The organism is Fuerstiella sp., from assembly GCA_022447225.1.
GTDB lineage: Bacteria > Planctomycetota > Planctomycetia > Planctomycetales > Planctomycetaceae > S139-18.
On sequence record JAKVAZ010000008.1, the window covers coordinates 197,255 to 220,632 of the forward strand.

17 protein-coding genes are annotated in these 23,378 nt (G+C 52.8%); 7 read left to right on the plus strand and 10 right to left on the minus strand.

Going from position 1 to position 23,378, the window contains the following annotated elements; all coding sequences use genetic code 11:
• Nucleotides 1–1,215 precede the first annotated feature (1,215 nt).
• The 3 genes from MK110_10095 to MK110_10105 all read right to left on the minus strand — a co-directional run bounded on the left by MK110_10095 (nucleotide 1,216) and on the right by MK110_10105 (nucleotide 5,389).
• Nucleotides 1,216–2,601 carry a DUF1501 domain-containing protein gene (locus tag MK110_10095; protein ID MCH2211644.1) on the minus strand — a complete coding sequence of 462 codons (1,386 nt, stop codon included), beginning with the start codon at nucleotides 2,599–2,601 and terminating at the stop codon, nucleotides 1,216–1,218.
• Between the two features lie 216 nt (nucleotides 2,602–2,817).
• On the minus strand, nucleotides 2,818–3,888 hold the full coding sequence (locus tag MK110_10100) for a terpene cyclase/mutase family protein (GenBank protein ID MCH2211645.1): 1,071 nt from the start codon (nucleotides 3,886–3,888) through the stop codon (nucleotides 2,818–2,820).
• Nucleotides 3,889–4,072: 184 nt separating this feature from the next.
• A complete protein-coding gene (locus MK110_10105; GenBank protein MCH2211646.1) occupies nucleotides 4,073–5,389 on the minus strand; it encodes a PQQ-like beta-propeller repeat protein in 1,317 nt (438 codons plus the stop codon).
• Between the two features lie 516 nt (nucleotides 5,390–5,905).
• Here MK110_10105 and MK110_10110 point away from each other — a divergent pair.
• A complete protein-coding gene (locus MK110_10110; protein ID MCH2211647.1) occupies nucleotides 5,906–7,432 on the plus strand; it encodes a hypothetical protein in 1,527 nt (508 codons plus the stop codon).
• Nucleotides 7,433–7,829: 397 nt separating this feature from the next.
• On the opposite strand, the gene MK110_10115 is transcribed toward MK110_10110, so the two are convergent.
• Nucleotides 7,830–8,813, minus strand: a complete 984-nt coding sequence (locus tag MK110_10115) for a hypothetical protein (protein ID MCH2211648.1) — start codon at nucleotides 8,811–8,813, stop codon at nucleotides 7,830–7,832.
• 631 nt (nucleotides 8,814–9,444) lie between these two features.
• Between MK110_10115 and MK110_10120 the strand changes: the two genes are divergently transcribed.
• The 4 genes from MK110_10120 to MK110_10135 all read left to right on the plus strand — a co-directional run bounded on the left by MK110_10120 (nucleotide 9,445) and on the right by MK110_10135 (nucleotide 13,097).
• On the plus strand, nucleotides 9,445–10,296 hold the full coding sequence (locus MK110_10120) for a prolyl oligopeptidase family serine peptidase (GenBank protein ID MCH2211649.1): 852 nt from the start codon (nucleotides 9,445–9,447) through the stop codon (nucleotides 10,294–10,296).
• 209 nt (nucleotides 10,297–10,505) lie between these two features.
• On the plus strand, nucleotides 10,506–10,775 hold the full coding sequence (gene rpsT / locus MK110_10125) for a 30S ribosomal protein S20 (protein ID MCH2211650.1): 270 nt from the start codon (nucleotides 10,506–10,508) through the stop codon (nucleotides 10,773–10,775).
• A gap of 258 nt (nucleotides 10,776–11,033) precedes the next feature.
• Nucleotides 11,034–12,737, plus strand: a complete 1,704-nt coding sequence (locus MK110_10130) for a hypothetical protein (protein MCH2211651.1) — start codon at nucleotides 11,034–11,036, stop codon at nucleotides 12,735–12,737.
• Between the two features lie 3 nt (nucleotides 12,738–12,740).
• Nucleotides 12,741–13,097, plus strand: a complete 357-nt coding sequence (locus MK110_10135; GenBank protein MCH2211652.1) for a hypothetical protein — start codon at nucleotides 12,741–12,743, stop codon at nucleotides 13,095–13,097.
• 45 nt (nucleotides 13,098–13,142) lie between these two features.
• Here MK110_10135 and MK110_10140 read toward each other — a convergent pair whose 3' ends face one another.
• The 6 genes from MK110_10140 to MK110_10165 form a co-directional block, all read right to left on the minus strand.
• Nucleotides 13,143–13,613, minus strand: coding sequence for a biopolymer transporter ExbD (locus MK110_10140; protein MCH2211653.1), 471 nt, complete (start codon nucleotides 13,611–13,613; stop codon nucleotides 13,143–13,145).
• A complete protein-coding gene (locus MK110_10145; GenBank protein ID MCH2211654.1) occupies nucleotides 13,610–14,041 on the minus strand; it encodes a biopolymer transporter ExbD in 432 nt (143 codons plus the stop codon). Before MK110_10145 ends, MK110_10140 begins: the two co-directional genes overlap by 4 nt.
• A 131-nt stretch (nucleotides 14,042–14,172) precedes the next feature.
• A complete protein-coding gene (locus tag MK110_10150; protein ID MCH2211655.1) occupies nucleotides 14,173–14,490 on the minus strand; it encodes a hypothetical protein in 318 nt (105 codons plus the stop codon).
• A 519-nt stretch (nucleotides 14,491–15,009) separates the two neighbouring features.
• The gene (locus MK110_10155) at nucleotides 15,010–16,287 is read right to left on the minus strand and encodes a glucose-1-phosphate adenylyltransferase (GenBank protein MCH2211656.1); all 1,278 of its coding nucleotides are present in this window, start codon (nucleotides 16,285–16,287) and stop codon (nucleotides 15,010–15,012) included.
• A 97-nt stretch (nucleotides 16,288–16,384) separates the two neighbouring features.
• Nucleotides 16,385–16,723 (minus strand): P-II family nitrogen regulator, encoded by a 339-nt coding sequence (locus MK110_10160; protein MCH2211657.1) that lies wholly within the window; start codon nucleotides 16,721–16,723, stop codon nucleotides 16,385–16,387.
• A gap of 91 nt (nucleotides 16,724–16,814) precedes the next feature.
• Nucleotides 16,815–18,188 carry an ammonium transporter gene (locus MK110_10165; GenBank protein MCH2211658.1) on the minus strand — a complete coding sequence of 458 codons (1,374 nt, stop codon included), beginning with the start codon at nucleotides 18,186–18,188 and terminating at the stop codon, nucleotides 16,815–16,817.
• Between the two features lie 881 nt (nucleotides 18,189–19,069).
• On the opposite strand from MK110_10165, the gene MK110_10170 reads away from it, so the two are divergent.
• Together MK110_10170 and MK110_10175 are read left to right on the plus strand one after the other, a co-directional pair.
• Nucleotides 19,070–22,243 carry a sigma 54-interacting transcriptional regulator gene (locus tag MK110_10170; GenBank protein ID MCH2211659.1) on the plus strand — a complete coding sequence of 1,058 codons (3,174 nt, stop codon included), beginning with the start codon at nucleotides 19,070–19,072 and terminating at the stop codon, nucleotides 22,241–22,243.
• Entirely contained in the window at nucleotides 22,227–23,234 is a 1,008-nt protein-coding gene (locus tag MK110_10175; protein MCH2211660.1) for an EamA family transporter, read from the plus strand. Before MK110_10170 ends, MK110_10175 begins: the two co-directional genes overlap by 17 nt.
• Nucleotides 23,235–23,378: the final 144 nt, after the last annotated feature.

A 23,378-nucleotide genomic window follows, 5' to 3' on the forward strand; every position in this document is an offset into this window, starting at 1 on the left:
GAACAAACAACCGCCGCTGACATTACGATCCATCAGGTTCAGGAACCGTGAAATCAGTTCTCCGTTCCGGCAACATCGTTGAGCAGTCTCCGCCGAAGCGAACCGCCACGCCTGCTGCAAAGGCACCGCCAGCGTAACTGACATAAGATCAAGCTGATTCCCGGCGGGACAGAACAGCGTCTTTGAACACAGAAGTCGTAAAATTTGTACAACATCCAGATCAAACGGATAGATCAGTACGGAAGTCAGCCGACCTCAATTATTCAAAGGATGACTGCAAGAGCGGTCTCTGGATTCGATCTGCCGGCGCAAACTCCGTTCTCCTGGGTGACATTTAGTCAGCTTTCCCAGTGACAACCGGTAGTACTGAGACACAGAATGAAATCAATTGCCACACGTTTCTGAAAGAAACTACAGAGCCCTGCCTCACTAATCCGCAGCTAAAAATCTCAGGGCGCTAACACCAAGAAACTTGCCAAACACGCATTAAACAAAGTGAGGAGCTTACGGAAAATGTGTGATTTTGATCGCTTTGAGGGTCTCAGGAACCCGGCCGAACTACCGTGACACAGCATCAGTGCCAACAACACGATTGATCAGGCAATGGTTCTTTTCATTGGTTTCAGGAGGCGTATTTAAATTACGCCACCCAAATGGCAAATAGCCAGCAAACGGGCAGGTTTATATCCAGCCTGAAAGCTGGTTTACAAGATTTCTGTTATGCCGCGAACATGGTGGGATTTCAAGGAATGTTTTCAACATTGTGAGCCCAATACCTAACCAATAAGATCGATTGCAACGATCATACGAGCAACGCAGTTCACGTCACGGAAGCCGCAGGCCTGGCGTTTCAGAATCCTGATTTTGTTGTTTGTGTTTTCAAGCTATCCGGCGGAAATCAGGGATGATCTCAGTTCACGATACCGTTGCGATGTATGTGCAGCATTATGGCCATTGTTTGCACGACTCGAACGCCGAAGGCTCTGGCAGAGGCAAGAAAAGCTTTGTATATGAATTGTTCCGGGCCGCACTTTCAAAAGCTGACCTCCCGTACGGTCGAACATCTGCAACGTTCCACTCTTGGGGTTTGACAAACATAACATCGTCCGCAATTTGAAAGTTCATGGACGTCACATGCTGAAACCCTGTTACAACAATTGCCCGATACGACATCGACGTGGATAGCTCGGTCTGCGTAGCAATGTAACATCTGTATCAGATCAGTTCCTGGATCACTTCCCCTTCGGACAGGATCGGAATCGGACGTCCGGAACGATTGAAGAGATTCGTCCGGGGATCGATTCCCAGGTGCCGATACATCGTGGCCAGAACGTCGTGAGGACTGACGGGGCGGTCTGCAGGAACGGCACCTTTCGCGTCCGACGCTCCAATAATCTGACCTGTCTTCAGTCCACCACCAATCATTGCCACGCAGAATACGTTTGGCCAATGGTCACGTCCGACGCATTTGTTGATCAGTGGAGTTCGGCCAAATTCACCCCACACGACCACCAGCACCTTCTTGTCCAGGCCCCGGCTGTAAAGATCATGCGTGAGAGCGGACACCATCTGATCCATCTGTTCCGCCGCCAGTTGCATCGTATAGGTTACCGCCCCGCCACGTTTGTCGCCGTGCACATCCCAGGTCAGCGATCCCGGGTCGGTGTTGACAGTCACAAAGGTCACGCCGGCTTCAACCAGTCGTCGCGCCAAAAGCACGCTCTGCCCCCATCGGTGACGTCCGTTGCATTCGCGGGTTTTGGGGGACTCCCCGGGAACAAAGTCAAGTTGTGTAATCCCGTAGCGGTCTCGATTTCGTGGATCTTCACGGCTGAGGTCAAACGCCTCACGCGCTGCAGGACCGGTCACCATTTCGAACGCGGACCTCTGAAAATAATCCATGGAATCCATGGCACCAAACACATCAGCCTCACGGCGGATACGATCAAATTGTTTGGCCAGGGCTGTACGATCTTCCATACGTTTCAGAGAAAGACCGTGAACAAGGCCCAGATTGGGAACCTGAAAATCGTCAGTCGCAGGATCTTCATAAATCCAGTATGGAGCATTGCGGTTCCCCACATAACTGGACTTAAAGGCATCAATAAACTGTGGATTGGCTTTGGGACGAAAGCTCAGATGCGCGTAGGACGGCACGCCCAGCGCGTTAGGACCTCGTAACAGAGATGAGATGGAACCGCTGGAGGGTTCGTGCATCTCCTTCTTGCCGGTGCTGCAAATCCTCACCCCACCGTGATGATCCGAAGTGGTATGGCAGGCACTGCGGATAATCGCCATTTTGTCCAGCAATCGGGCCTGACGCGGCAGCAGCTCGCAAAACTGCTCACCGGGCAACGAAGTTGAAATCGCATCCCACGGACCGCGATTTTGTTCGGTTGCCAAAGGTTTCGGGTCGTACGTTTCAAACTGTGAAGGCCCGCCACCCAGCCAGATCTGAATGATGGCCGTGTCATTTACAGATCGGCCCTTATGTGCCGCTTCTGCCCGACAACGAAGGATCTCCGGCAGCGGCAGCCCGGCTGCCCCCGCACTCACGGTACTCTTCAGAAATGCCCTGCGGCTTTTTCTGAGATGTCGCATAGCCCTTATTCCGTCAGATCGTCACCCGAAAGTCTTCCAAACGGCACCCGACTACAGCCCGTTATACCCTATCGCATAACGTTTTAGAACCACTTCGACAGAGAACACCGCATTGACACCAGAAGCCACCCATCGCTGCTGTGATATAGTGGACATCAGAAAATTTTGGCTGGTCTGCCCACACGGTCCAGGCCTGTTGTCAGACAAATACCGGTTTCAGTCGTTCCGGTCATCGTCGATGGCTGTGTGTGCTGTTCTGTGGTTCGAATCCGGATCAATGCCGGTGAGGGAATCGAGCAGTGCCAAGGTGGCCCAGGAGGTCGCACTGGTTGAAATAAACTGGTGCTTATCATGTGGAAATCCACTTTCGAAATATTCCTGAAAGCCCTCAGCTCGTGTGTGCACTAACCAGGAACCGTCATCATGCTGTTCGTTCAGTAAGTATTTGATGGCCCGGCGGACAGCCGGGCCATGCCTGATTTGAACGTTGGTCGACAGCAAAGCTGAAACAACCGTACCAGTCGCGTAAGCATCGGATTCCATATCAGGCAACTGAGCCCACCCACCATCCACTCGCTGCAATGCAAGTAATTCTTCCCTGGCCTGATCGATTCGGTTTGATGCGTATTGGGTCGATGACAGCAGACGCAGGCGAAACACATGATCTTCTGTGTCTTTCGGATTCGTATTGTTCAGCCACTCCCACAGTGCTGAACGCCGTTCAGTAATCCGTTCTTGCTGTTCTGTGGTACCGAATGAGTCCAGTCCACGCATGGCTACATAACTGGTCATGAACGGACTCCCGGACGACGGTGGTCTCCTGCCGGTATGCTGCCAGTGGTTGCTGTCTTCCTGGTAGCCGAGTAAAAAACCGGACACAGCGGCTGTGATATCGTCCGGCTCGTGGCCACCTGCGTCCAGTGTCCACAGTGCGTAACCTGCAGTGACCACTTTGCCTCCCTGCCCTGTTCCTTCGCTGTATTTCCGAAGGCCTCTTTTCAGATGTGCAAACGTGTGGTCAATCTGTCGCTGAAGGTTGTCGCGGTCGACAACAAACCCCATTTTTTGTGCTTTGGTCAATACAAATACGGGGATGGCCTGACTGTGACAGCTAAAGCAATCACGCTGTTCGACGAAACCCGCCGATGCTTTCTCCAGCAACGGAATGGCACATGCGATGGCGGTGCGGAGTTCTGATTCTACGATACTCGACCGAGATTCCTGCGCAGGAAGAGGTAAACCCGGACTGAATCCCAGAAACGCAAGACCAGACACAAGTTGTTTCATGACAACCGAGAGGCCATTCCGCAGTGGGACACGCGTCCTGACAACCATGTGGCAGGTTCTTCAGTGAATGGTTTAGAAAACGGGCACAGTGAATGCCGGAGCCGGAGTGATCAGGAAATCACATCAGATGAGACGGGTATCACCAGTGAGAGAATGTGATCCGATTCAGCTGAAAGAGTCCCAATCAGATTTTCTTCCTGCCTCCCAGCGAAATCAGGTGACGAAAAGTTCTCAGGTACAGACGCCCGCCGGCGACAGCCGGAGACGCGTGCATGTCGTCCCGCAATCTGTTTTTCGCGAGAAGCCGATAGTTCTTACTGGCGGCCAGTACGACAGTGGTACCCTGAACATCAGTACAGAAAATCCGATCGCCAATGATGATCGGTGACGAAAAAAAGTCACCTCCCACCCGTTCCTTCCAGTGGATTTCTCCGCTGGGACCGTCAATACAGGTGACAATTCCTCCCTTATCATACCACAGAAAGACCAAGTCGCCTTTAGCAATCAATGTCGGAACATAGGGCGCATGTTTTTTTACTTCGTAAACGATTTCGGGAGACGTCCCGGGGCGCACGGCGACGACTTTATTCTGATCACCTCCGGATCCTGATCCGGAGGTGCCAAAAATCAGACCTGATGCGAAAATCGGTGAGCCGATCGGACGTCTGTCCAAAGACTCCAGTGACCAGTTAACGGCCCCGGTCCGGGGGTTGTAAGACGTGATCCCGTACTTGCGGGAACTCATCACCAGCTCAATCGGGCTGCCGTCCTGGTTGTAGAGAAACGGCACTGCATGTGCCGCGCTGAGTGAATTCTCCCGAATTGTCTTCCATACGGTTCGGCCCGTTGTGCGGTCAAGCGCCAGCACGCAGCTCTCAGTTGACTCCACGGGGTCCTCATCCCGCGGCAGACGCTGATGCAACTGCAGAATAACCAGATTATCGAATATAATTGGTGAGGTGCAGAACCCGTGTCCGCTCAGGTAGGGTCCCAGTTCCCGTTCCCAGACCAGTTCCCCGCCGTGCGTGAACACCTTCAGAGTAGTGGCGTCCCCCTGGGACCAGGCGGTATACACATGCCTGTCATCCACAACCGGGGTGGAAGATGCCAAACTGTTTTGTGCTCGGACGCGGTAACCTTTCGCTAATGTTGAAGGAAACGATTTTTTCCACAATGTCCTGCCATCGGATGTGTGCAAACACATCACAGAGCGGGTTGCTGACTCACTTTCTGCTGTGGCCGGCCTCGTTCCGGTCAAAACGTCTGCCGTGTGAATGAAAATATTTTCTCCCCACAACACCGGTGAGGCATGACCGATGCCCGGCAAATCAACCTTCCAGTTGTAATCGTCTTCTGTCCAGCTGGTAGGAATCGACTCCGCCTCGGAAATTCCGGTGCCATTGGGACCTCGGAAACGCGTCCATTCCTGCGCATCGGTCGATTGTGAAGTCACCAACGCTAAAGCGGTCACCTTGATCAGTAATTGAAAACGTCCGTCCATTGTCAAAAATTTCCTGTGACTCTCTGAAAATTGTTCGTTCCCGGTTAGCCGCAACACGGGTCCGGACGATTGTTTGCTGTCAAAGTAAATCCAAAAAATGAATTAGGTCAGCCGTTGAGTAGATTTCCGCGGCAGCCTCGACTTCGTCAGCAAACGTGCCCCGGACAGACAACACTGAACACTATCCTCAACGATACCGAAACGCAAAAGTGGTCCGTCGACAGCAACGGGAAACCGATCAGAGGTGACTGTGTTGTTACGAATCGTCGGTACTGTCAAACTGAACGAACGGGAGGGTTCCGTCGGACGGCTGTCCCCCCCGTTACCGGTCAACGTGTAATTCCCTGTCGGGACAGTCTGACAATGCCTTCGGAACAAGTGAAACCACGTCATTACTCACCGGACTGAAAGTTCGATTTTGCACCGTCGGGAAAACCACAACTCGCAATGATTGACCGTCACATCCACTGATAACGCAGGGCCTGACAACCACCTAACATCGGGAAAACACAAAGAATGAGTGAGAGACGAACAACCCTCATCATGGCAGGAACCTGGCTGCTGACACTGATGTTAACTGATCAAGTGCCGGCGGCAGACGAATCCGTGGTTCAGCACATTGGGGCCCGGCGCGAGCTGTTTGTAGACCGGTTCCTGGTGGAAAAGCTTCAGGGAACTCGCTTTCAACTGCATCACCCTCACCCCGCCGAAGTTTCAGTAGCACTGGATCAACCCTGGGAAGAGCGACTGCACAATGGTCTTTCGGTGATTAAAGATCGACACCGGTTTCTGCTCTACTATAGCGCTGCCAACCGCCTGGCCGTGGCTGAAAGCTCTGATGGAATCCACTGGAACAAGCCGTCACTGGGGCTGATCAAAGTCAACGGAAACAGACAGAACAACCTGGTTGGCAGTGTTGACGGACACCTGATGGTTCCGGACAGCGGACCTATACCCGAAGTGTTCCTCGACGCACGACCGAAGGTGAACCCCGGCGAACGATTCAAGGCATTCACTCTGATCGAGACTCCGGGACTGACGCAGGTCATTTGCTGGGTATCAGCAGACGGTTTCCGATTTCGCAAACTTCGGGACGAACCGATCATCGCAACTTCGCTGTACGGGGCCTTTGACGGTCTGGAGTCACTGTTCTGGTCGGAGTCTGAACAGCAGTACGTTCTGTACGTTCGCTATGCCATCCGCGTGGAACCACCGAACCCGGATGATCCGAATCGCCGGTGTGTGGCGCGTATGACATCAAAAGATCTGCTGCACTGGGAAACACCCGAACCAATGACCTTCGGGAGGAATGGTGTGATGCCACCGGACCATCACTACAATAACCAGACATCACCGTATTTCCGGGCACCTCACCTCTTCATTGCACTCTCCAACAGGCTGGCTCAGAATCGTGCTGCGCTGACTCGAGACCAGGCTATTGCTGCAAATTTAAGGTCATCCCGGACTGACATGCCGGACCCGTTGACGTGGCTGCTGAAGGATTGTGCCGATACGGTGATGATGACCACTCGTGGTGGGAATCACTATGACAGATTGTTCCAGGAAGCGATCGTCCGACCTGGTCCCGGTGCGAAAAACTGGGTGACGCGATCCAACTACACTCTGCGGGGGCTGCACCCAACCGGTTCGCGGGAAATGTCGATCTACGTCAGTCGCCACAACGGTCAGACGACCAGTCATGTGCGTCGCTATGTATTCCGCACAGACGGTCTGGTTTCAATTCACGCCCCGTTTGCAGGCGGCGAGCTTCTGACGCAGCCGTTGACGTTTCAGGGAAATGCACTGGAAATTAACTATGCCACGTCAGCAGTGGGCTCGATACGAGTCGAAATTCAGGATCTCAGCGGGAAGCCGCTTTCGGGACTGACTCTTGATGATTGTATTGAAATTCTGGGAGACGAAATCACCGGTACGGTGCACTGGAATTCATCGGTCAGTCTTTCACAGATTGCCGGACAGCCCGTCCGCCTGAGGTTTGTGATGAAAGATGCCGATCTTTATTCTCTGCGATTTCATGAATGAACCCACGCGGTGCAGTCGGGGAGGAGTATTAACCAAACCACGGTATTGCCGGACTGAAACGAAATCTCCCAGCCAGTCGGTTCTTGCCGGCGACACGGTGACATCCTTCATTTCAGCACCACCATCAAATCATCCGAAAAGCTCGCGGCGACGGAAAAACAGACTCAGACAGTCGTGCCTGCCATAGTAGTTCGTGCAAAAACAACTCACCATAGAATCACGCTGAGTTTCGAACAGCGTTACATCAGCCGGTCAGTGGAACTCAAAACACACGACGGGCGACAGAGCGAGTCTGACTATTGCTTTGACGAAGCCTCAAAGCTGCTAATTCCCGCGGCGTCATGCAGTGATGCTGACAGATCCACGAACGGTCCGGATACGTTCCACACCACACGAACTACCTGTCATCTGCAGCGGAAAGCACGTCACGCATTTGCTCAACGAGTTCCGGGGTTTGCAGGTCTTTGGTATTGAGAATGAGGTGCACAAAGTTGTCGGCAAGAATTTCATCAGGATGAATAATGTATGAGGTGTTGTTTCCGATGTGTTTGAAATACCCCGGTGTCTTCTTCGGATCCAGCAGTACAGGTGCTCCGGCCACCTCAATCGGTATCCACCCTGCTTCATCCTGCTCCACCACCATCAGCCGGAACTGAAGAAAGCGAAAGAACGGACCTCCCAGCCTGGATTCATACCGGTCAACATTTGCGAAAAGAACAGGTGCCACGGTAACGTTTTGATTGTGATGCCTCAGGTCAATCACACAGTTAACCAAAGGAGCATCCGGATTGGTGAGTTTGCGATTTGAAAGTGATCCTGGCAGCGAAATTTGATCGCACGTCCGGAAATCAATGATCGCATACAGTTTTTGTCTCAGTTCGGGATTATGGCTGCTGAGCACGTGAAACAGTTCATGAACAATCAGACGTTCAAGGCGATCCCGGGACACGGCAATTCGTGATTCCGGTAAAACGACAGCATTTTCGCGACAATACGCTGCTCCGCCTTCTTCTTTACCGTCAGTTTTGACAAACAGGATCTGTTCCGGCAGCGACAGACTGAAAGGACGAAAACGCTTTTCGATGGATTGGACAACCTCAGTGATCGACAGGATTTCGGCATCGGTCCACTGCAGAACGTGCAGTGAAACAAAATCCAGATACTCCTCAACGGTGACATCTTCGTCGCTCAACAATCGGCTTTGACGGTCAAACCGACTCATAGCACTGACAAAAGGATCACGCAGGGTGAGCTTTTTGATACCGGTTTCTCTGTCCGCAAATCCGGCGAGACTCTGCCGGTGAATTCGGATCGTTTCACCAGCAGATGAAGGTCCTGCCAGCAGAACACAGAATCCTGCAATTAAGAGCTGTCGCGTCATGGGCTGATTCCGCCCGATCAGGAGTTTGTAACAAACAGTACGGGCCCACCGGACAGCCCTCAGCGCAGTTTGACACCATCCTGTCAAACTGCGAAAACATTCTGCAGTGAATCACAGTAAGGTTGGAAACGAATATGACAAGCCTCAGATCGTCACACCAACTCAATCGATTGGTTATTCGGTTTCGAAACTCGCCAGGGCGACTACAGGAACGCGCTGCATGGAGCAAATCTTCAGCAATCCGTTATCTGAATCCGCAACAATCGATTTGACGTTCAGGAAACAATTCCCAACTGGCCCCCACGTATTGTTTCACCTGACTGTACCTCTGATAACACAGTATTCCACCGACGAAATCTCATATCCTTGATCACATTTCAGCATGTGTCACGGTCAGGCCGGTATCATGCCGAAAGCTCCGCCTGCAACCTTCTGACGCTGATCCGTTTCCGGATTCATGCAACAGGCGTCCGGAAACTGATGGAAATGCGGCGGACGGCTGTCGGGTGCGTTTCAGAATTTCAGACAGGAAGCTTAGGCACACGTTTTGTCTGACACTTTTAGTAAGTTCGCCTGACACCAGAGAGTGTCTGTGCGGGAAGGCAGTGGAATCCATATTGGAGAATATATTATGAAACATCACATCCTGATGCTGGCTGTCGCTGCCGGCAGTTTGTCGCATGGTGCCGAACCCGGTAATGCAGTGAAAACGCGAGTGATGGATGCGCTGCCAACCGTTGACGGGCTGGCCAGGAAGGTAATGGGAAAGGTAACCTTTCTGGAGGCCGGCGGGTGCCCTGCATTTCTGATCCGGTCTCGGAACGAAAATATTTCGACACCGGTACCGTGGGTGTGGTATGCCCCGACGATCCACGGACAACCGAGACCCGCTCACGCCTGGATGTTCGAAAAGTTTCTGGCCAGAGGCATCGCCATCGCCGGCATCGACGTCGGCGAATCGATGGGCAATCCTGCGGGCCGTGCCACATATACCGCATTTCACAAGCTCCTGACCGAGAAGTACGGATTTGCACAGCGGGCGACTCTGATTCCTCAGAGTCGCGGTGGACTGATGCTCTACAACTGGGCTGCCGAGCATCCCGACAATGTTGCCTGCATTGCCGGGATCTATACGGTTTGCGACATGAGCAGCTGGCCCGGACTTAAACGGGCCTGCGCGGCTTACGAAATGAGTGAGCAACAGCTGGCTGAGGTCCTTCCGATGCACAATCCCATCGACCGTCTGTGGCCTCTGGCGAAGGCCGGCATCCCCATCCTGCATATCCACGGAGACAGTGACACGGCCTGTCCCGTCGAAAGAAATTCGGGGGAATTGGCACGACGCTACCGCAAACTGGGTGGCAACATCAGGCTCATTGTGGTTCCGGAAAAAGGACACGAAGAGGCTCCGGAGTTCTTCCAGTCCCGGCAGGTGGTCGACTTCGTGATCGGAAACACGTGTCAGGCCGTTAAGAAACGTTAAACGAGCTCATCTTCGTGAATGCACGGGAAGGTCTGTAAGATCCTAATTCCGCCACGTAGGTCATCGCGGTAGTGATCGGGCTGGAATTAGAGACCAATGGTCGTTATGGTGCGTGACTTGGTTTTCGCCGTTTTGTGATTAAATTCAACTTTCTGTGTACGGCTGCTTCACCTGTTGATTTTGCAGCAGAACAAATTAACTGTTTCGTTATGCCAAACTCCATTTCCGCCAAGAAGTCTCTGCGTCAAAATCAAAAACGGCGAATGCTGAATCGTCAGTATCGGTCCCGGTTGCGCACTGAATTGAAGAAATTCCGTTCGTTGATGCAGGAAACTCCTGCTCAAGCCGACGCCGACAAGGCGTTGAGTCAGGTAACAAAAGTCATCGACCAGGCTGCTGCGAAGCGACTGATCCACAGAAATACGGCCTCACGTACCAAGTCCCGACTGGCTGCTCTTAAGAAAAGTGTCTGCAGCTAAGCTATGCCTGGGACTTAGAGTTCTGAGTGCAGGCCGTTTCTGATGCAATCGATGCAACACAAGATAAAACGGCTGCGGACCAGTGGTCCGCAGCCGTTTTTGTGTGTCGGCCCCAGGCAACGACAAAAGGGCGTGAAAATGTCGTTCGGAATGGTATCGCCGTCATTCTGTCTGCTGGCCGCAGTAAGCTGCCTGACCACAAGCCATTCGGCAGCCGAGGCAGAACATCCGGTTTCGGTCACGGAAACGCATGTTTTTGTGACACAGCGGTCCGCTCGTGCGCGTATCCGACTGTTCGCTGAGGACTTGTTGTTGTTTCAGCAACTGGAACCCGACAGCGAAGGTAAATTGTCCGAACAACAATTGAAGCGAGGCCTGGAGCAGCATCGTAATTTCCTGACGAAACGTGTCACAATCCGAGACGCAGACGGCCTTCTGATTCCATCAAAAATCACCGACATAGTGCCGTTTGAGATCCCTGCCGGGGGAATTCCGGAAGAAGATCTGATGCTCTACGAAGTCACGTACGAACTGGAATTTCGATTTAAAACCCCGCCGGAATTCCTGACGTTTCAGCAGGATATTACCGACGATAATTTCATCCTGCCTTCTGAAATGAAGCTGACGATTAACCAAACCGGCAGTGGCAACATCATTGCCGGGATTCTGCTGCCTGGATCAGCAGTCACTCATCGGTTTGACTGGGAAACTCCACTCAGTCCGGACGCTTCAGACGATGAGTATAAGTCATGGCTGCAAAAACAGCGACAGGACACCCTGGGAATCACCAGTTACAGCAGTGTCTATTCATTTGTCTATCTTGAACCAGGAGAAGTCCGTCACGAGCTTCTGATTCCACTGGCCAGTCTGGCTTCCGTTCTGCCGATCGAGCACGCTGATCCTGCGTTCCTGGAAATTCCCGAACAGGAAGCAGCAGCCGGACTGATCCGGGACTGGCTTGCTCAGGTCAATCCAGCGCGAATCAATGGAACGGACGTGGCAACGGAGTTCAGCCGGATTGACTTTTACGGTCTCAATCTGCGGGATTTCGCCCGCCAGGCGGAAGCCCGTCGAGTCAGTTTCGCCAGTGGGCGCGTGGGAATCATCCTCCGATATCTTCCCCTGGATAATTATGTCACTGACGTGGAGCTTCGTTGGGATACTTTTCACTCATCAATGCGAAAAATCCGTTCTGTCGTCGTCCCGTGGACCGGTGAAATTGAACGATTTGAGTTCTCTCGATTTAAAGCCTCAGAAGACAACATTTTTCGCTGGTCAGCAGATGAGCAGGAGGTGCCCGGTCTTGCAGAACCGGTGCCTCGCGAGCTCCCGGAAATGCCACGCCTGCGAGTCCCGCTTGTATCCTGTGCGCTGGTTTTTTGTGTTCTGCTGGTCCCGTTTATCACGAAACGACAGTGGCAGGGCACACTGGTCTGTCTTGTGCTTGCTGCTGCATGCTGGCCAATTGCAGGCACCGAGATCCCGCATCCATTGAAACCGGTTCCCAGGCTTTCTTCGGTAAAAGCGCGTGAAATTGCACAGAGGCTCCACTCAGGAACCTATCAGGCACTGGATTTTGGCACCGAACGTCGGATTTACCTGGCGCTGGACCAGTTTGTCGACGGACCACTGCTGGAGTCACTGTACCTCCGGCTGCGCGAAGGACTTGCGGTCAGAGAACAGGGCGGTGCCGTGGCAAGAGTTGCTTCTATTGAATACGTTGATGGAACCCTGCCTGCCTCATCTGCGGATTCACCTGAGTGGCCAGGTTACAGATTTCGGACTACGTGGATCGTTGCAGGCACAGTGGAACACTGGGGGCATGTTCATGAACGGCGAAACAGATTTTCTGCTGTAGTGAACATAGAACCGCGAGACGGCTGGTGGAAAATCACAAACATGCAGGTTGACTCTCAGGAAAGTCTTTCGGGAGTCACCAGTCTGCGAAAGTTTCAGGACTAGTCGATGTCAGAATCACCCTGTATTTTTTTGTTGTGTAGCGATCTGATGATGACCAGCGCTGTCAGCAGTGATGCTGCCCGGAATGGACTGAATTTTCGGAATGTGGCAACTCCGAATCAGCTTCACGACTGCACAGATCACGATCTCATCATTATCGACCTTGCGTCACCGGGACTGAACCTCCAGCTGGCAGGCAATGCGTTGAGTGATCATTTAAGGCGGTCTGCAGTCCTGTATGGTCCACATGTGCATCACAAACGGTTTGAGCAGGCCCGCGATGCCGGGTTCGAAAGACTGATGACAAGAGGACGCTTCAACGCGGAAGTGAGTCAGATCATCGACGACTTTGCTGCCAAATGACATGCTCTCCGAATGTCGTTTGTGTGGAATGTTCTGTCCGGCGGGCTACGACTGCGGGCCCGCGGTATTGTGAACTCCAAAAGAAATCGACTGGAAGTCGAGTGCCTGGCAGGCTTCATACAGGGTAAACCACGGTTGATTCGGCACCCGGTCATCGATATCCAGAATGACCCGTGTGGTCGGATCGATTTTGGAAAGCTGAACCAGCCTCTGACCGAGATCTTCCGCCTGAATGGACTGAGAATTGAGCTGCATGGTGATATTCCCCGGCGTCCCCCCGGGGAGAAGAGAGATTCGAACAACCTGCTGCTCAACACGATCAAATTTTTCCGACGGCGGAGCCTCATCCGGCACCAGGGTACCGGATCCAAGTTCCACAGGCACTAACAGATCCGGCAATTGTCCCACTGAAGCACAAACGAAGAAGACAAGCAACAGAAACACCACATCGATCATGGGTGTCATGGCTTCTCCCTGCAGCGAAGACTGACGATTGTGCTGTCCCGGAATTCTCATGTGGCGTCCATCGAAACTGCGAACTGAATCGAACGAATGTTGTGGCGGGCACATTGTTCAATAAGCGGACGAATCCTGCCGAACTGACCGTTTCGATCGGCACGAATTCGCACTTCGGGAGAACTGTCCTCCGAATGAGCGGTTACCGCAAGTCCCGTAATTCTTTGCAGAACATCGTCCTGAGTTCTTCGAATGCCGCCGAGAGAGTAACTTCCATCCGCCAGAATCGTAATGGTGATTCGGTGTACCGGATTCTCGTCTGTGCTCGCCACGGACACTTGCGGCAGATCGACAGCTTCTGAATTTTCGCTGCGGACGAAATGGCTGGCAACCAGAAAAAATATGATCAGCAGAAATACGACGTCGATGAGCGGCGTGATGTTGAACTGCAGCGTTCCGCGACCGGAAAACCTTGCTGGTAATCGCATCCGTGACCTCCTGTCTGCAGTGTATCCGTTTTGTCTTTAGCAGAACACAACCAAAACAAAATGCCGCAGAAGCTGGGCTCTGCGGCATTGTCTGACACTCAGGTCTTACAGGTCACACTCGACAGACGTCATCAGTGACGGCAGCCGCCATAGTATCCCCCGTAATATCCGCGGCGGCCATAGTACCGAGGACTGTATCCGTAGCTGATTCCGAAACTGCGACGGTACGGACTCCGACGATACCCATAACCCCAGCCGCCATAGCCCCGGCCGCCATACCCCCGGCCGAAGCTGATCGAAAATCCACTGCCTCGACCTCCGTAACCATAACCAGACCCGTAGTGAAGGCCTCTTCCGAAGCCTCGATGATAGTGACCGGCACTGGCTTTTGTTGCAGTGGCAAACATCATTCCTCCGGCCACCAGAAACAGGAACATAAATCTCTTCATGGGTTCTTCTCCGTCAGGAATTCAATACGTTCAAAATGGGTTGGAAAAAATTGCGAGGATGGCCGATTGATCACCGACCGGTGAACATTGAGAGGATCCCCTGCGATACGATGCAGGCGACCGATCATTCAGTCGTTTCTCATGATGCAACAAGAGCTTCAGATATCGAGGACAGTCTCGAACTCACTCAAGCGCCCCGTGAACTCGGACCGTTCGATACTGCAACCCGGTTGATCGGCTGGACACACGCGTGCCTATGCAAATCTCAATTCCGTCCGAGCTGGTCACAACCGTTGACACGCAAACTCGATACCGAAAAGGGATCCGAAGAAACGGATTACCATAAACCCCTGAGGGAAAAGGGACTTAACGCAGAATCGCTGCCTGTTAAATCTTGTTCTAACGGCTATCAACCGTCGTCAGTCACACAACAAGTGTCATCATCACGACGGCACTCGGTGAATAGCTCAGACTCAATCTGCCGATCACCAGTCAGGCAGATGTGGTTCAGACCAGACTTCAGACCTGTGCGAAACTCCAGTGGGGAGGGATCACTGCACCTCGACGAACGACAGCAATTCCATCGCGCACAAACACATCACCGTAGTCACCATTGGCCGATGGAGCCTCACTCGCCACGATTCTGGCTCCCGCACCGATCACCACGTTCTTGTCAATCAGGGCACCTTCGATTTCGGCACCGGCACCGACACCCGGACTGGGCGCATCGGAATTGGGGCCGGATTCGTAATAGTCGGCTCCCATAATGACGGTGTGACGCATCTGGACCTGCTCAGCGATCTGACAGCGCAGACCGACAACGCTGTTCAGGATTTTGGCATTGGGTCCGACAAAGCAGCCATCGGAGACAAGACTGCTTCTGATGTGGCAGCCGTCGAACCTCGATGACGGAAGAAAACGCGGGTGCGTGAAAATCGGCCAGCGGCGGTGGGCAAGTGTGAACGGAGGATGCGGCTGAGCCAGCATCAGATTGGCCTCATAGAAGGACTTAATTGTACCGATGTCGGCCCAATAACCATCAAACAAATGGGTCTGCACATGATGATTGCGGATAGCCAGGGGAAAGATATCCCTGCCAAAATCATCGTGGGTGGTTGTCTCCAGCAGATCGACAAGCACGTCCCGATCAAACAGGTAGATTCCCATACTGGCCAGGTATTCACGTCCGCGGGCTTCTATTCCCTGACGGTCAATCCATTCAGTGGACATTCGCACAGTCGACAGGGCATCCTGAGTTTGCGGCTTCTCCACGAACCCGGTCACTCGTCCGGTATCGTTGAGCTGCATGATGCCAAATCCTCGTGCCGCATCATCGTCAACAGGGACGGTTGATATCGTTACAGCGGCATCTGCCTTCAGATGCGTATTCAGCATCTGATTATAATCCATACGATACAGCTGATCGCCGGAGAGAATCAGCACATAGCGAATCCCTGGTTCCCTGAGGAACCGTAACTGTTTGCGAACGGCATCAGCAGTCCCCTGATACCAACTTTGCAAGTCCAGAGTCTGCTGGGCAGGAAGGACTTCAACAAACCCGTCGGAAAAAACGTCAAAACTGTAGGTCTGCCGAATGTGTCGGTGCAGGCTCACCGAATTGAACTGAGTCAGTACATAGATTTGGTTCAGCTGACTGTGCAGGCAGTTGGAAATTGGCACGTCAATCAATCGATACTTGCCTCCAATCGGAACCGCAGGCTTCGACCGTTTCTCCGTAAGCGGTCGAAGCCGAGTTCCTTTACCACCACCAAGAATAATACCGATTGTGTGCCGCATTGCGCGTCGGTTTCTCCTAGGGAAGGGGAGACATCACAGACTTCGATTGTCTGTCATCACGAGTTCACTTGTGTGTTGTGTGACGTGAACTAAGGGGCTACAGGGCTTCGTCGTTCTGCTCGCCGGTACGGATCCGAATGACCTGGTCAACATTGGTGATAAAGATCTTACCATCACCGACCTGACCGGTTCGGGCAGCCCCGACAATCGCTTCCACCACCTTATCCAGTGCAGCATCTCCCACAACGACTTCCAGCTTGACTTTGGGCATAAAGTCCACGATGTACTCAGCACCACGATAGGTTTCTTTGTGGCCTTTCTGACGCCCAAATCCGCGAACTTCCGTGACGGTCATTCCGTGGATACCCGCTTCTGTGATTGCACTTTTGACATCTTCCAGCTTGAAGTGCCGTACAATTGCTTCCACTTTTTTCATGATCAAGTCTCCTGTGACACTTTAGTGTCCTGCTATCGGTTGATACTGAGTCATTGGCGATGGCTCAAAAAGGACCAATGCTGTCGCAAATCTACTGAAAGATATAGCCTTCTTCGCCGTGTTCAGCCATGTCGAGTCCAAGGATTTCGTCATCTTCTGAAACACGAAGTGTCATGGTCAAATCAAGAATCTTAAGCAGAATAAAGGTCACGACGACTGAAATTGCAATTGCAGCAACAATGCTGACCGCCTGTGTGACCACTTGCCCCGGATTACCTTCCAGCAGTCCGCTAGATTCGGATACGGCACGAGTCGCGAATACGCCGGCCAGCAGTGCGCCAAGCGTACCACCTATTCCATGGACACCGAATGCATCCAGAGAGTCATCATAACCGAACGCATTCTTGACTTTGGTGCACCCGAGATAACAAACGGCACCGGCCAAAAAACCCATGTAGATTCCGCCAATCGGTGTCACAGCTCCGGCAGCCGGTGTGATGCAGACCAGACCGGCCACTGCTCCGGAACACGCCCCCAAAACACCCGGTTTTCCGTCACGCAGCCATTCGAGTAACACCCAACCAAGGACACCAGCTGCAGCTGCCATGTGTGTCGCTACAAACGCGTTCACTGCAGACGCATTCGCTGCACCCGCGCTTCCCGCATTGAACCCGAACCAGCCTACCCACAGCAATCCGGCACCGATACACGTGTAGGTAAGATTGTGAGGCGGCATCGGTTCGGAAGGAAATCCTCGTCGTGCGCCAAGCACCAAAGCGCAGACCAGTGCAGAAAATCCGGAACTGATGTGAACCACCGTACCACCGGCGAAATCAATGGCACCATCAGCCAGTAACCAGCCTGACTCAGACCAGACCCAGTGACAGATGGGACAGTACACAAATGTCCCCCAGAGAACACAGAAAACACACATCGCACAGAATCTCATTCGTTCAGCGAAGGCTCCACAGATCAATGCCGGAGTGATGATGAAAAACATTCCCTGAAACATCATAAACAGCGAATCAGGTATGCTGCCGCTCTGGGGCACAACGGCCTGACCATCAACCAGGTGCGGTATCACCCCGTTCAGCGCAAAGTACTGAGTGAAACTGCCGAAGTACGCATTGGAACCTCCAAAAGCAAAGCTGTATCCCCACAGCGCCCAGACGATGCTCATCAACCCCATCAGGAAAAAACACTGCATCAGCACGCTGATGATATTTTTCCTGCGAACCAGTCCTCCATAAAACAATGCCAGCCCGGGACATGTCATCATCAGGACCAGCGCGCTGGAGACAAGCATCCATGACACGTCACCGGAATCCAGTACCGTTGACGCAGCTACCTCGGCTTCCTCTGCTGATTCAGGCGATGCAGAAGGTGTTTCCTGAGCAATCACCGATACACACCAACCGCTGAACACTCCCATCATCACCGCAATCAAGATCAGCCTGCGAATCATTTCAAGGTTCCTTCTTCTGGCCCGTTTACCTGAGATTTACGTACGTCACGATATCGCTTTGATGACGATTGTTCGACAACTCGTGTTCAAATGTCTGATGAGCCACGGCGCCACACTCAATTAACCTGCACGACAATTCACGGCTCATGCTTCAATCACAGATTCCCAAATAATCGATGGATCGGTCTTCATCAACCTGGATGGACAATTCCCTGCACGACTCCGGATATTGAGCGAGTTATGCGTACGTTTGTTTAGGTTAGGTTAGGTCGTCGTGGAATCCACCCCGGGGCCTTAAACCAACATCAAACGCAGCAGTCCGCTGCTGACCTCATCCCACCTGTCATTTCCAGAACACTCCGGTCGCCCCCGGCAGGCAGAAACACCTGGTTCCCGGCCGGTTCAAACGCAAAACCACATCCACTCCCGGTTTCAGTTCGACGCGGCCCACGCCGGCTCCCGTCAACTAAAGAACGGATTAAGCACCGCAAGCTTCCTATTTACTCACACACTTGCTGCGACTCCCACTGTAACTTAACGCCAAAGGAGCCGGCATTAAAAAAGCCCTTTGGGGTTGTCACGCTGGGACTTAATCGAGCTGGGGTCAGATACAGGAGCTGGGTGACTACCTGAATTCTTGTCTCGATTAAAACGCTACAACCACCAAAAGGGCTTGCTGGGTGAATTCACTTCGTAGCAACGTTTATGCCAATCAAACCAAACCTGTGCGCCGAACACAGAGTCAATCACAATCATCAATGTTTTCATTAACCAAAAGTACCAATATGCATCGGGCAACCGGCACTCCACACAGCGCCGACAATTGAATTTTCGGCGCCGAAACGGTACTGTCGAGCGTCAACCCTGTTCGGCGCCGTCACATGTCATCACTTTCACCTACCGAAAACTCACGATTGGTTCGTTTTACAGTGCCGCTGATTGTGGCATTTTCGATGATCTATGCGCTGATCGTGCTGTGGTATGTGGCAACGTTTCCTGAATTGGGTATGCGTTGTCTGTTCCCGAAAACATTGAGCTCACAATCGGAGAACTCAACCGTCACCTTAGTGAAGTTTGGCGGCGAGAGCATTGGATATGTCCTGGAAGGTGGTGACGAACTTGTCTCGATTAATGATCGTCCCGTTCGTACGTTCCTTGACTTCCTTTCTACCATCGGAAATCTGAGATCGGCCAAGCTGCAATCAGGTGCGACGTTACCTCCCGGCTCCGATCCTACGGAAGCAACGGAACAGCGGCCACTCGTTGAGATTTTACATCCGGAAACTGACGGGGCCGCCATTCGCTATGTACGAGTTGAATTTCTGCGGCACGATGCTGCACCGTCTGATGTTCCACTGATTACTTATGTTGCGGTCAAACCGCCCAACACAAGTGGTGTTTTGATGACGGTGCTGTGGTTTCTGTTTCAGTCTGCCATCCTGCTCGTCGCCCTGACCGGGTTCTGGCAGCGGCCGACAGATTCTGTTGCTCAGACGTTCTGCATTATGTCCAGTTTTACAATGGTTGCTTTTGTGGGCGGTTTTCACTGGTGGATCATTGCCGGAGATCCGTTGCTGAATATTCCGTTCATCATCTGCATTGCCGGCGTACCCGCCACCACACTGCATTTTTTCCTTAAGTTCCCCCGGGAAGTCAGTTCACTGACCAAGCATCGGCGAATCACACTGGCCGGAATATATGCACCGATGGGAATTGCAGGACTGCTGATCACGTTTATTTACTGGTCGGCCTATTGTCTGAATGGCAACACAGGAGCAAGTAGCTTAAGCCCCATACAGCAACTATCGGGTGTGGCCCGAAGCCTGCTGAATGATAGTGATCCATCCCTGCCTTCAACGGCTGTTTCCTGGCAGTTACTGTTCCGGCTGCGTCAGGTCATATATTCCAGCATCATGATTGCCGGCCTGTACTTCGGAGCGACCGTTGTTTCCATTGTCTTCGGGCGTCGCAGAACTCAAACGGTGATCGAGCATCGTCAGGCCTCGACAATTCTTAAGGCAACTCTTTTTTCGACTCCATTTGTCATCTGGACAATATGTCTCGCATTTTACAGCAAAGACGTGTTCGTACTTGGCGGCGCACAATTACCCATGTTCGTCGCAAGCGGTTCATTCATGGCCGCATTCGCTCACGGAATGCTGAAGCATCGTTTGATTCTGGCGGATGAAAAGCTGCATCGGGGACGCTCCTATCGGATTGTGACGGTGGTGGTTACGGCCACTTTCGCAGGGTTGCTTGCGGCAGGTATCGTGTCTGCGAATCAATATTCGATTCCAGGGAATACGTCGCTTGCCCTGCGACTGGCTCTGTATTTAATACTGGTAATTGCAGTCAGCTTCGCGCTGTGGATGCGGGACCGGCTGCAGGCCGCCATCGACCTGCGGTTTTTCAGTGAAAAATATCAACTCGACCGGGCATTGAACCAGCTCAACCAGGCCGCCGGACATCTTACCGATCCAACGGCCATGGCCAATATGACCCTGCGTACCTGCCGTGAAGTGGTGGATGCATCATCTGCCATGATGTTCGTGCGTGACGGAACCGGAATCTTTCGGCTCATTGGCGCGTACGATGTACCCGACGCACCTTCCTCGATTCCATCGGACCGGGTCACACTGCTGGAATCCTCGGAACCGGTCGTGTTGCGTGTGCCGGCGTTCAGCAGGGAAACGCTGGTCGGCGTCCAGCAGCTCCTTGACGAAACAGGTTCCGAACTGATCTTCACCCTGAGAGATGACCAGGGACTTGCCGGAGCAATTTTTCTGGGTAGACGTGCATCTGATACGGCCTATTCCGCTGAGGACATTGCGTTCCTCAGAGCAATCGGTCAGATGACACTTCTGGCGCTACACAGTTCACGTGCGAACCAGAATCTGGCCAGACTGACATCCGAACTGCAGGTCAAAGTGGACCACATTTCCGAACAGCAGCGTCAGTTATCTGTGCTTCGGGCTGAACTGATGTCCATCGATCAGCCATCTCTTGTAACCGGAGAGGTTACAAACGACCAAAATTTTGACAGGTCGGAACTGCGTGGCACCAGTCATGCGATTTCACAGGTCCTTGAAACAACTCGTAAGGCAGCAGCGAGCGTCTCAACGGTACTGATTCGCGGCGAAAGTGGAACCGGTAAGGAATTACTGGCTCGAGTCATTCAACGAAACAGCCAGCGAAGTTCTGAACCGTTCGTCAGTGTCAACTGTGCAGCGCTGGCACCGTCACTTCTTGAAAGCGAATTGTTCGGACATGTTCGTGGCGCCTTTACCGGAGCAGACTCAAGCAAATCCGGTCGTTTTCAGGCAGCCGAAGGGGGAACACTATTCTTAGATGAGATCGGCGACATTTCACTGGAAACGCAGGTAAGGTTGCTGCGGGTGCTGCAGGAACGCAGTATTGAACCGGTAGGCAGTGATGACTCGATTTCAATTGACGTCAGAGTCATTGCAGCAACCCATCGCAACCTGGAAAAAATGATTCGTGACGGAACGTTTCGTGAAGATCTTTATTATCGCCTTAATGTGGTAAGTATCACTCTGCCTCCTCTTCGAGATCGGCGCGAAGACCTCATTGAACTGGTGTTCTGTTTTTTAAAAAACACCGTCACAAAGACCGGAAAAAAAATTCGACAAATCGATCCCGGTGCACTGTCCGCACTGGAAGCATATTCATGGCCAGGCAATATTCGCGAGCTTGAAAATGCGATTGAACGGGCCGTTGTCCTGGCTGACGGTGACACACTTCAACTGGCCGATCTGCCGGATGATGTCGTCAGGAGTACAGACATCGTGATTGACAGTGTGGCAACTCGCGGGAGTCAGCCAACCGTCTGGATGGGCGATTCGATTTCTTCGGCTCCGGTGGTACAGACAACTCTTGAGACATCCGTCAGTTCCATCGAGGAATATTCAAAATTGGTGGAGGCCCTGGCCGCAGCAGGCGGAAACAAGTCGCTTGCAGCCAGGAAGCTGAAGATACCTCGCAGTACCTTCTACAGCAGACTCAAGAAATTTGGAATCGATGGTTCCGAATCGTGAAGATGGAATGCAGGCACAGCCCACGTCGGGAATCGGCATCCTGAGGGACGGTTTTGTTCTTGGCAGCATCGCAGCAGTCGGCTATTCGCTCGTCAATCTTGGACTGCGATACCTGTCCGACTCCGCAGGGAGTGATGGCAGTGGATGGGAGTGGTGGGTAACGGCAATGAAAACGATGCCCATGGGCATCGTTGCCTGGGCCCTGGTTTTGCGTCGGTGTGTAATGGGCCTGGACGCATTTCCGCCACTCCGCATGCTGCCTGCACTCACAGGTGCCGCGCTGCTGATGCAGTTTGGCGGAAATCTGTCGTTTCAGACAGCATTGGGATATCTGGGTCTGGGAATCACCGTTCCACTGGTCTTCGCCTGCATCATCTGCACGGGAGCGAGCCTCGGACGACTTCTTCTGGGAGATCCGATTACAATTGAAATTGTTAAGGCAATGAGCGTGATGCTGGTGGCCATTGTGCTGCTGTCAATCGGGACAACATTCGGTCAGTCGGACATTGCAGGTCCTTCCAGGGTCTCACATCAAAATTCAGCAGGAATCCTGACCGGTATCAGTGCTGCTGTATTGTCCGGATGTTCGTACGGAGCGGTCGGGGTCTTGATTCGCCGGTTTGTGCGGTCTGAACTCGCAGTGGAGTCGATTTTGATCGTGTTCAGCACTGTGGGCGGCGTCCTGCTCGCCACCGGCGCTGTTTTTCTGTCAGGGTGGCACGTTATTCAGCAGGCAACAGTCTGCGAATGGCCGATATTGCTGGCGGCCGGTTCAGCTAATGCAATAGCCTTTTTCGCGATCGCTCATGCGCTGCGCGTCATCGATGTGAATCGATTGAACGTGATCAATGCGTCACAAAACGCTGTGTGTGCAATTGGAGCAGTAGCATTGTTTGACGAACACCTGAGTCTGCCTGCGATCATCGGAATAATACTCACGATCGTCGGACTGCTCGCACTGGGTCGCCAGCCTGACACTCCTGCCACATAGCGCTGTCAGCAGGATCAAAGACACCGGCGAAACCAGGCGCAGACGGCCTGGGGTTGAACTCCTGACACGTTACCAGCCAACGGACGCCCTTGCAGGACCGGTATGCTGTTACAACCTGACCGCCTGAGAACCCAACAACTGTTG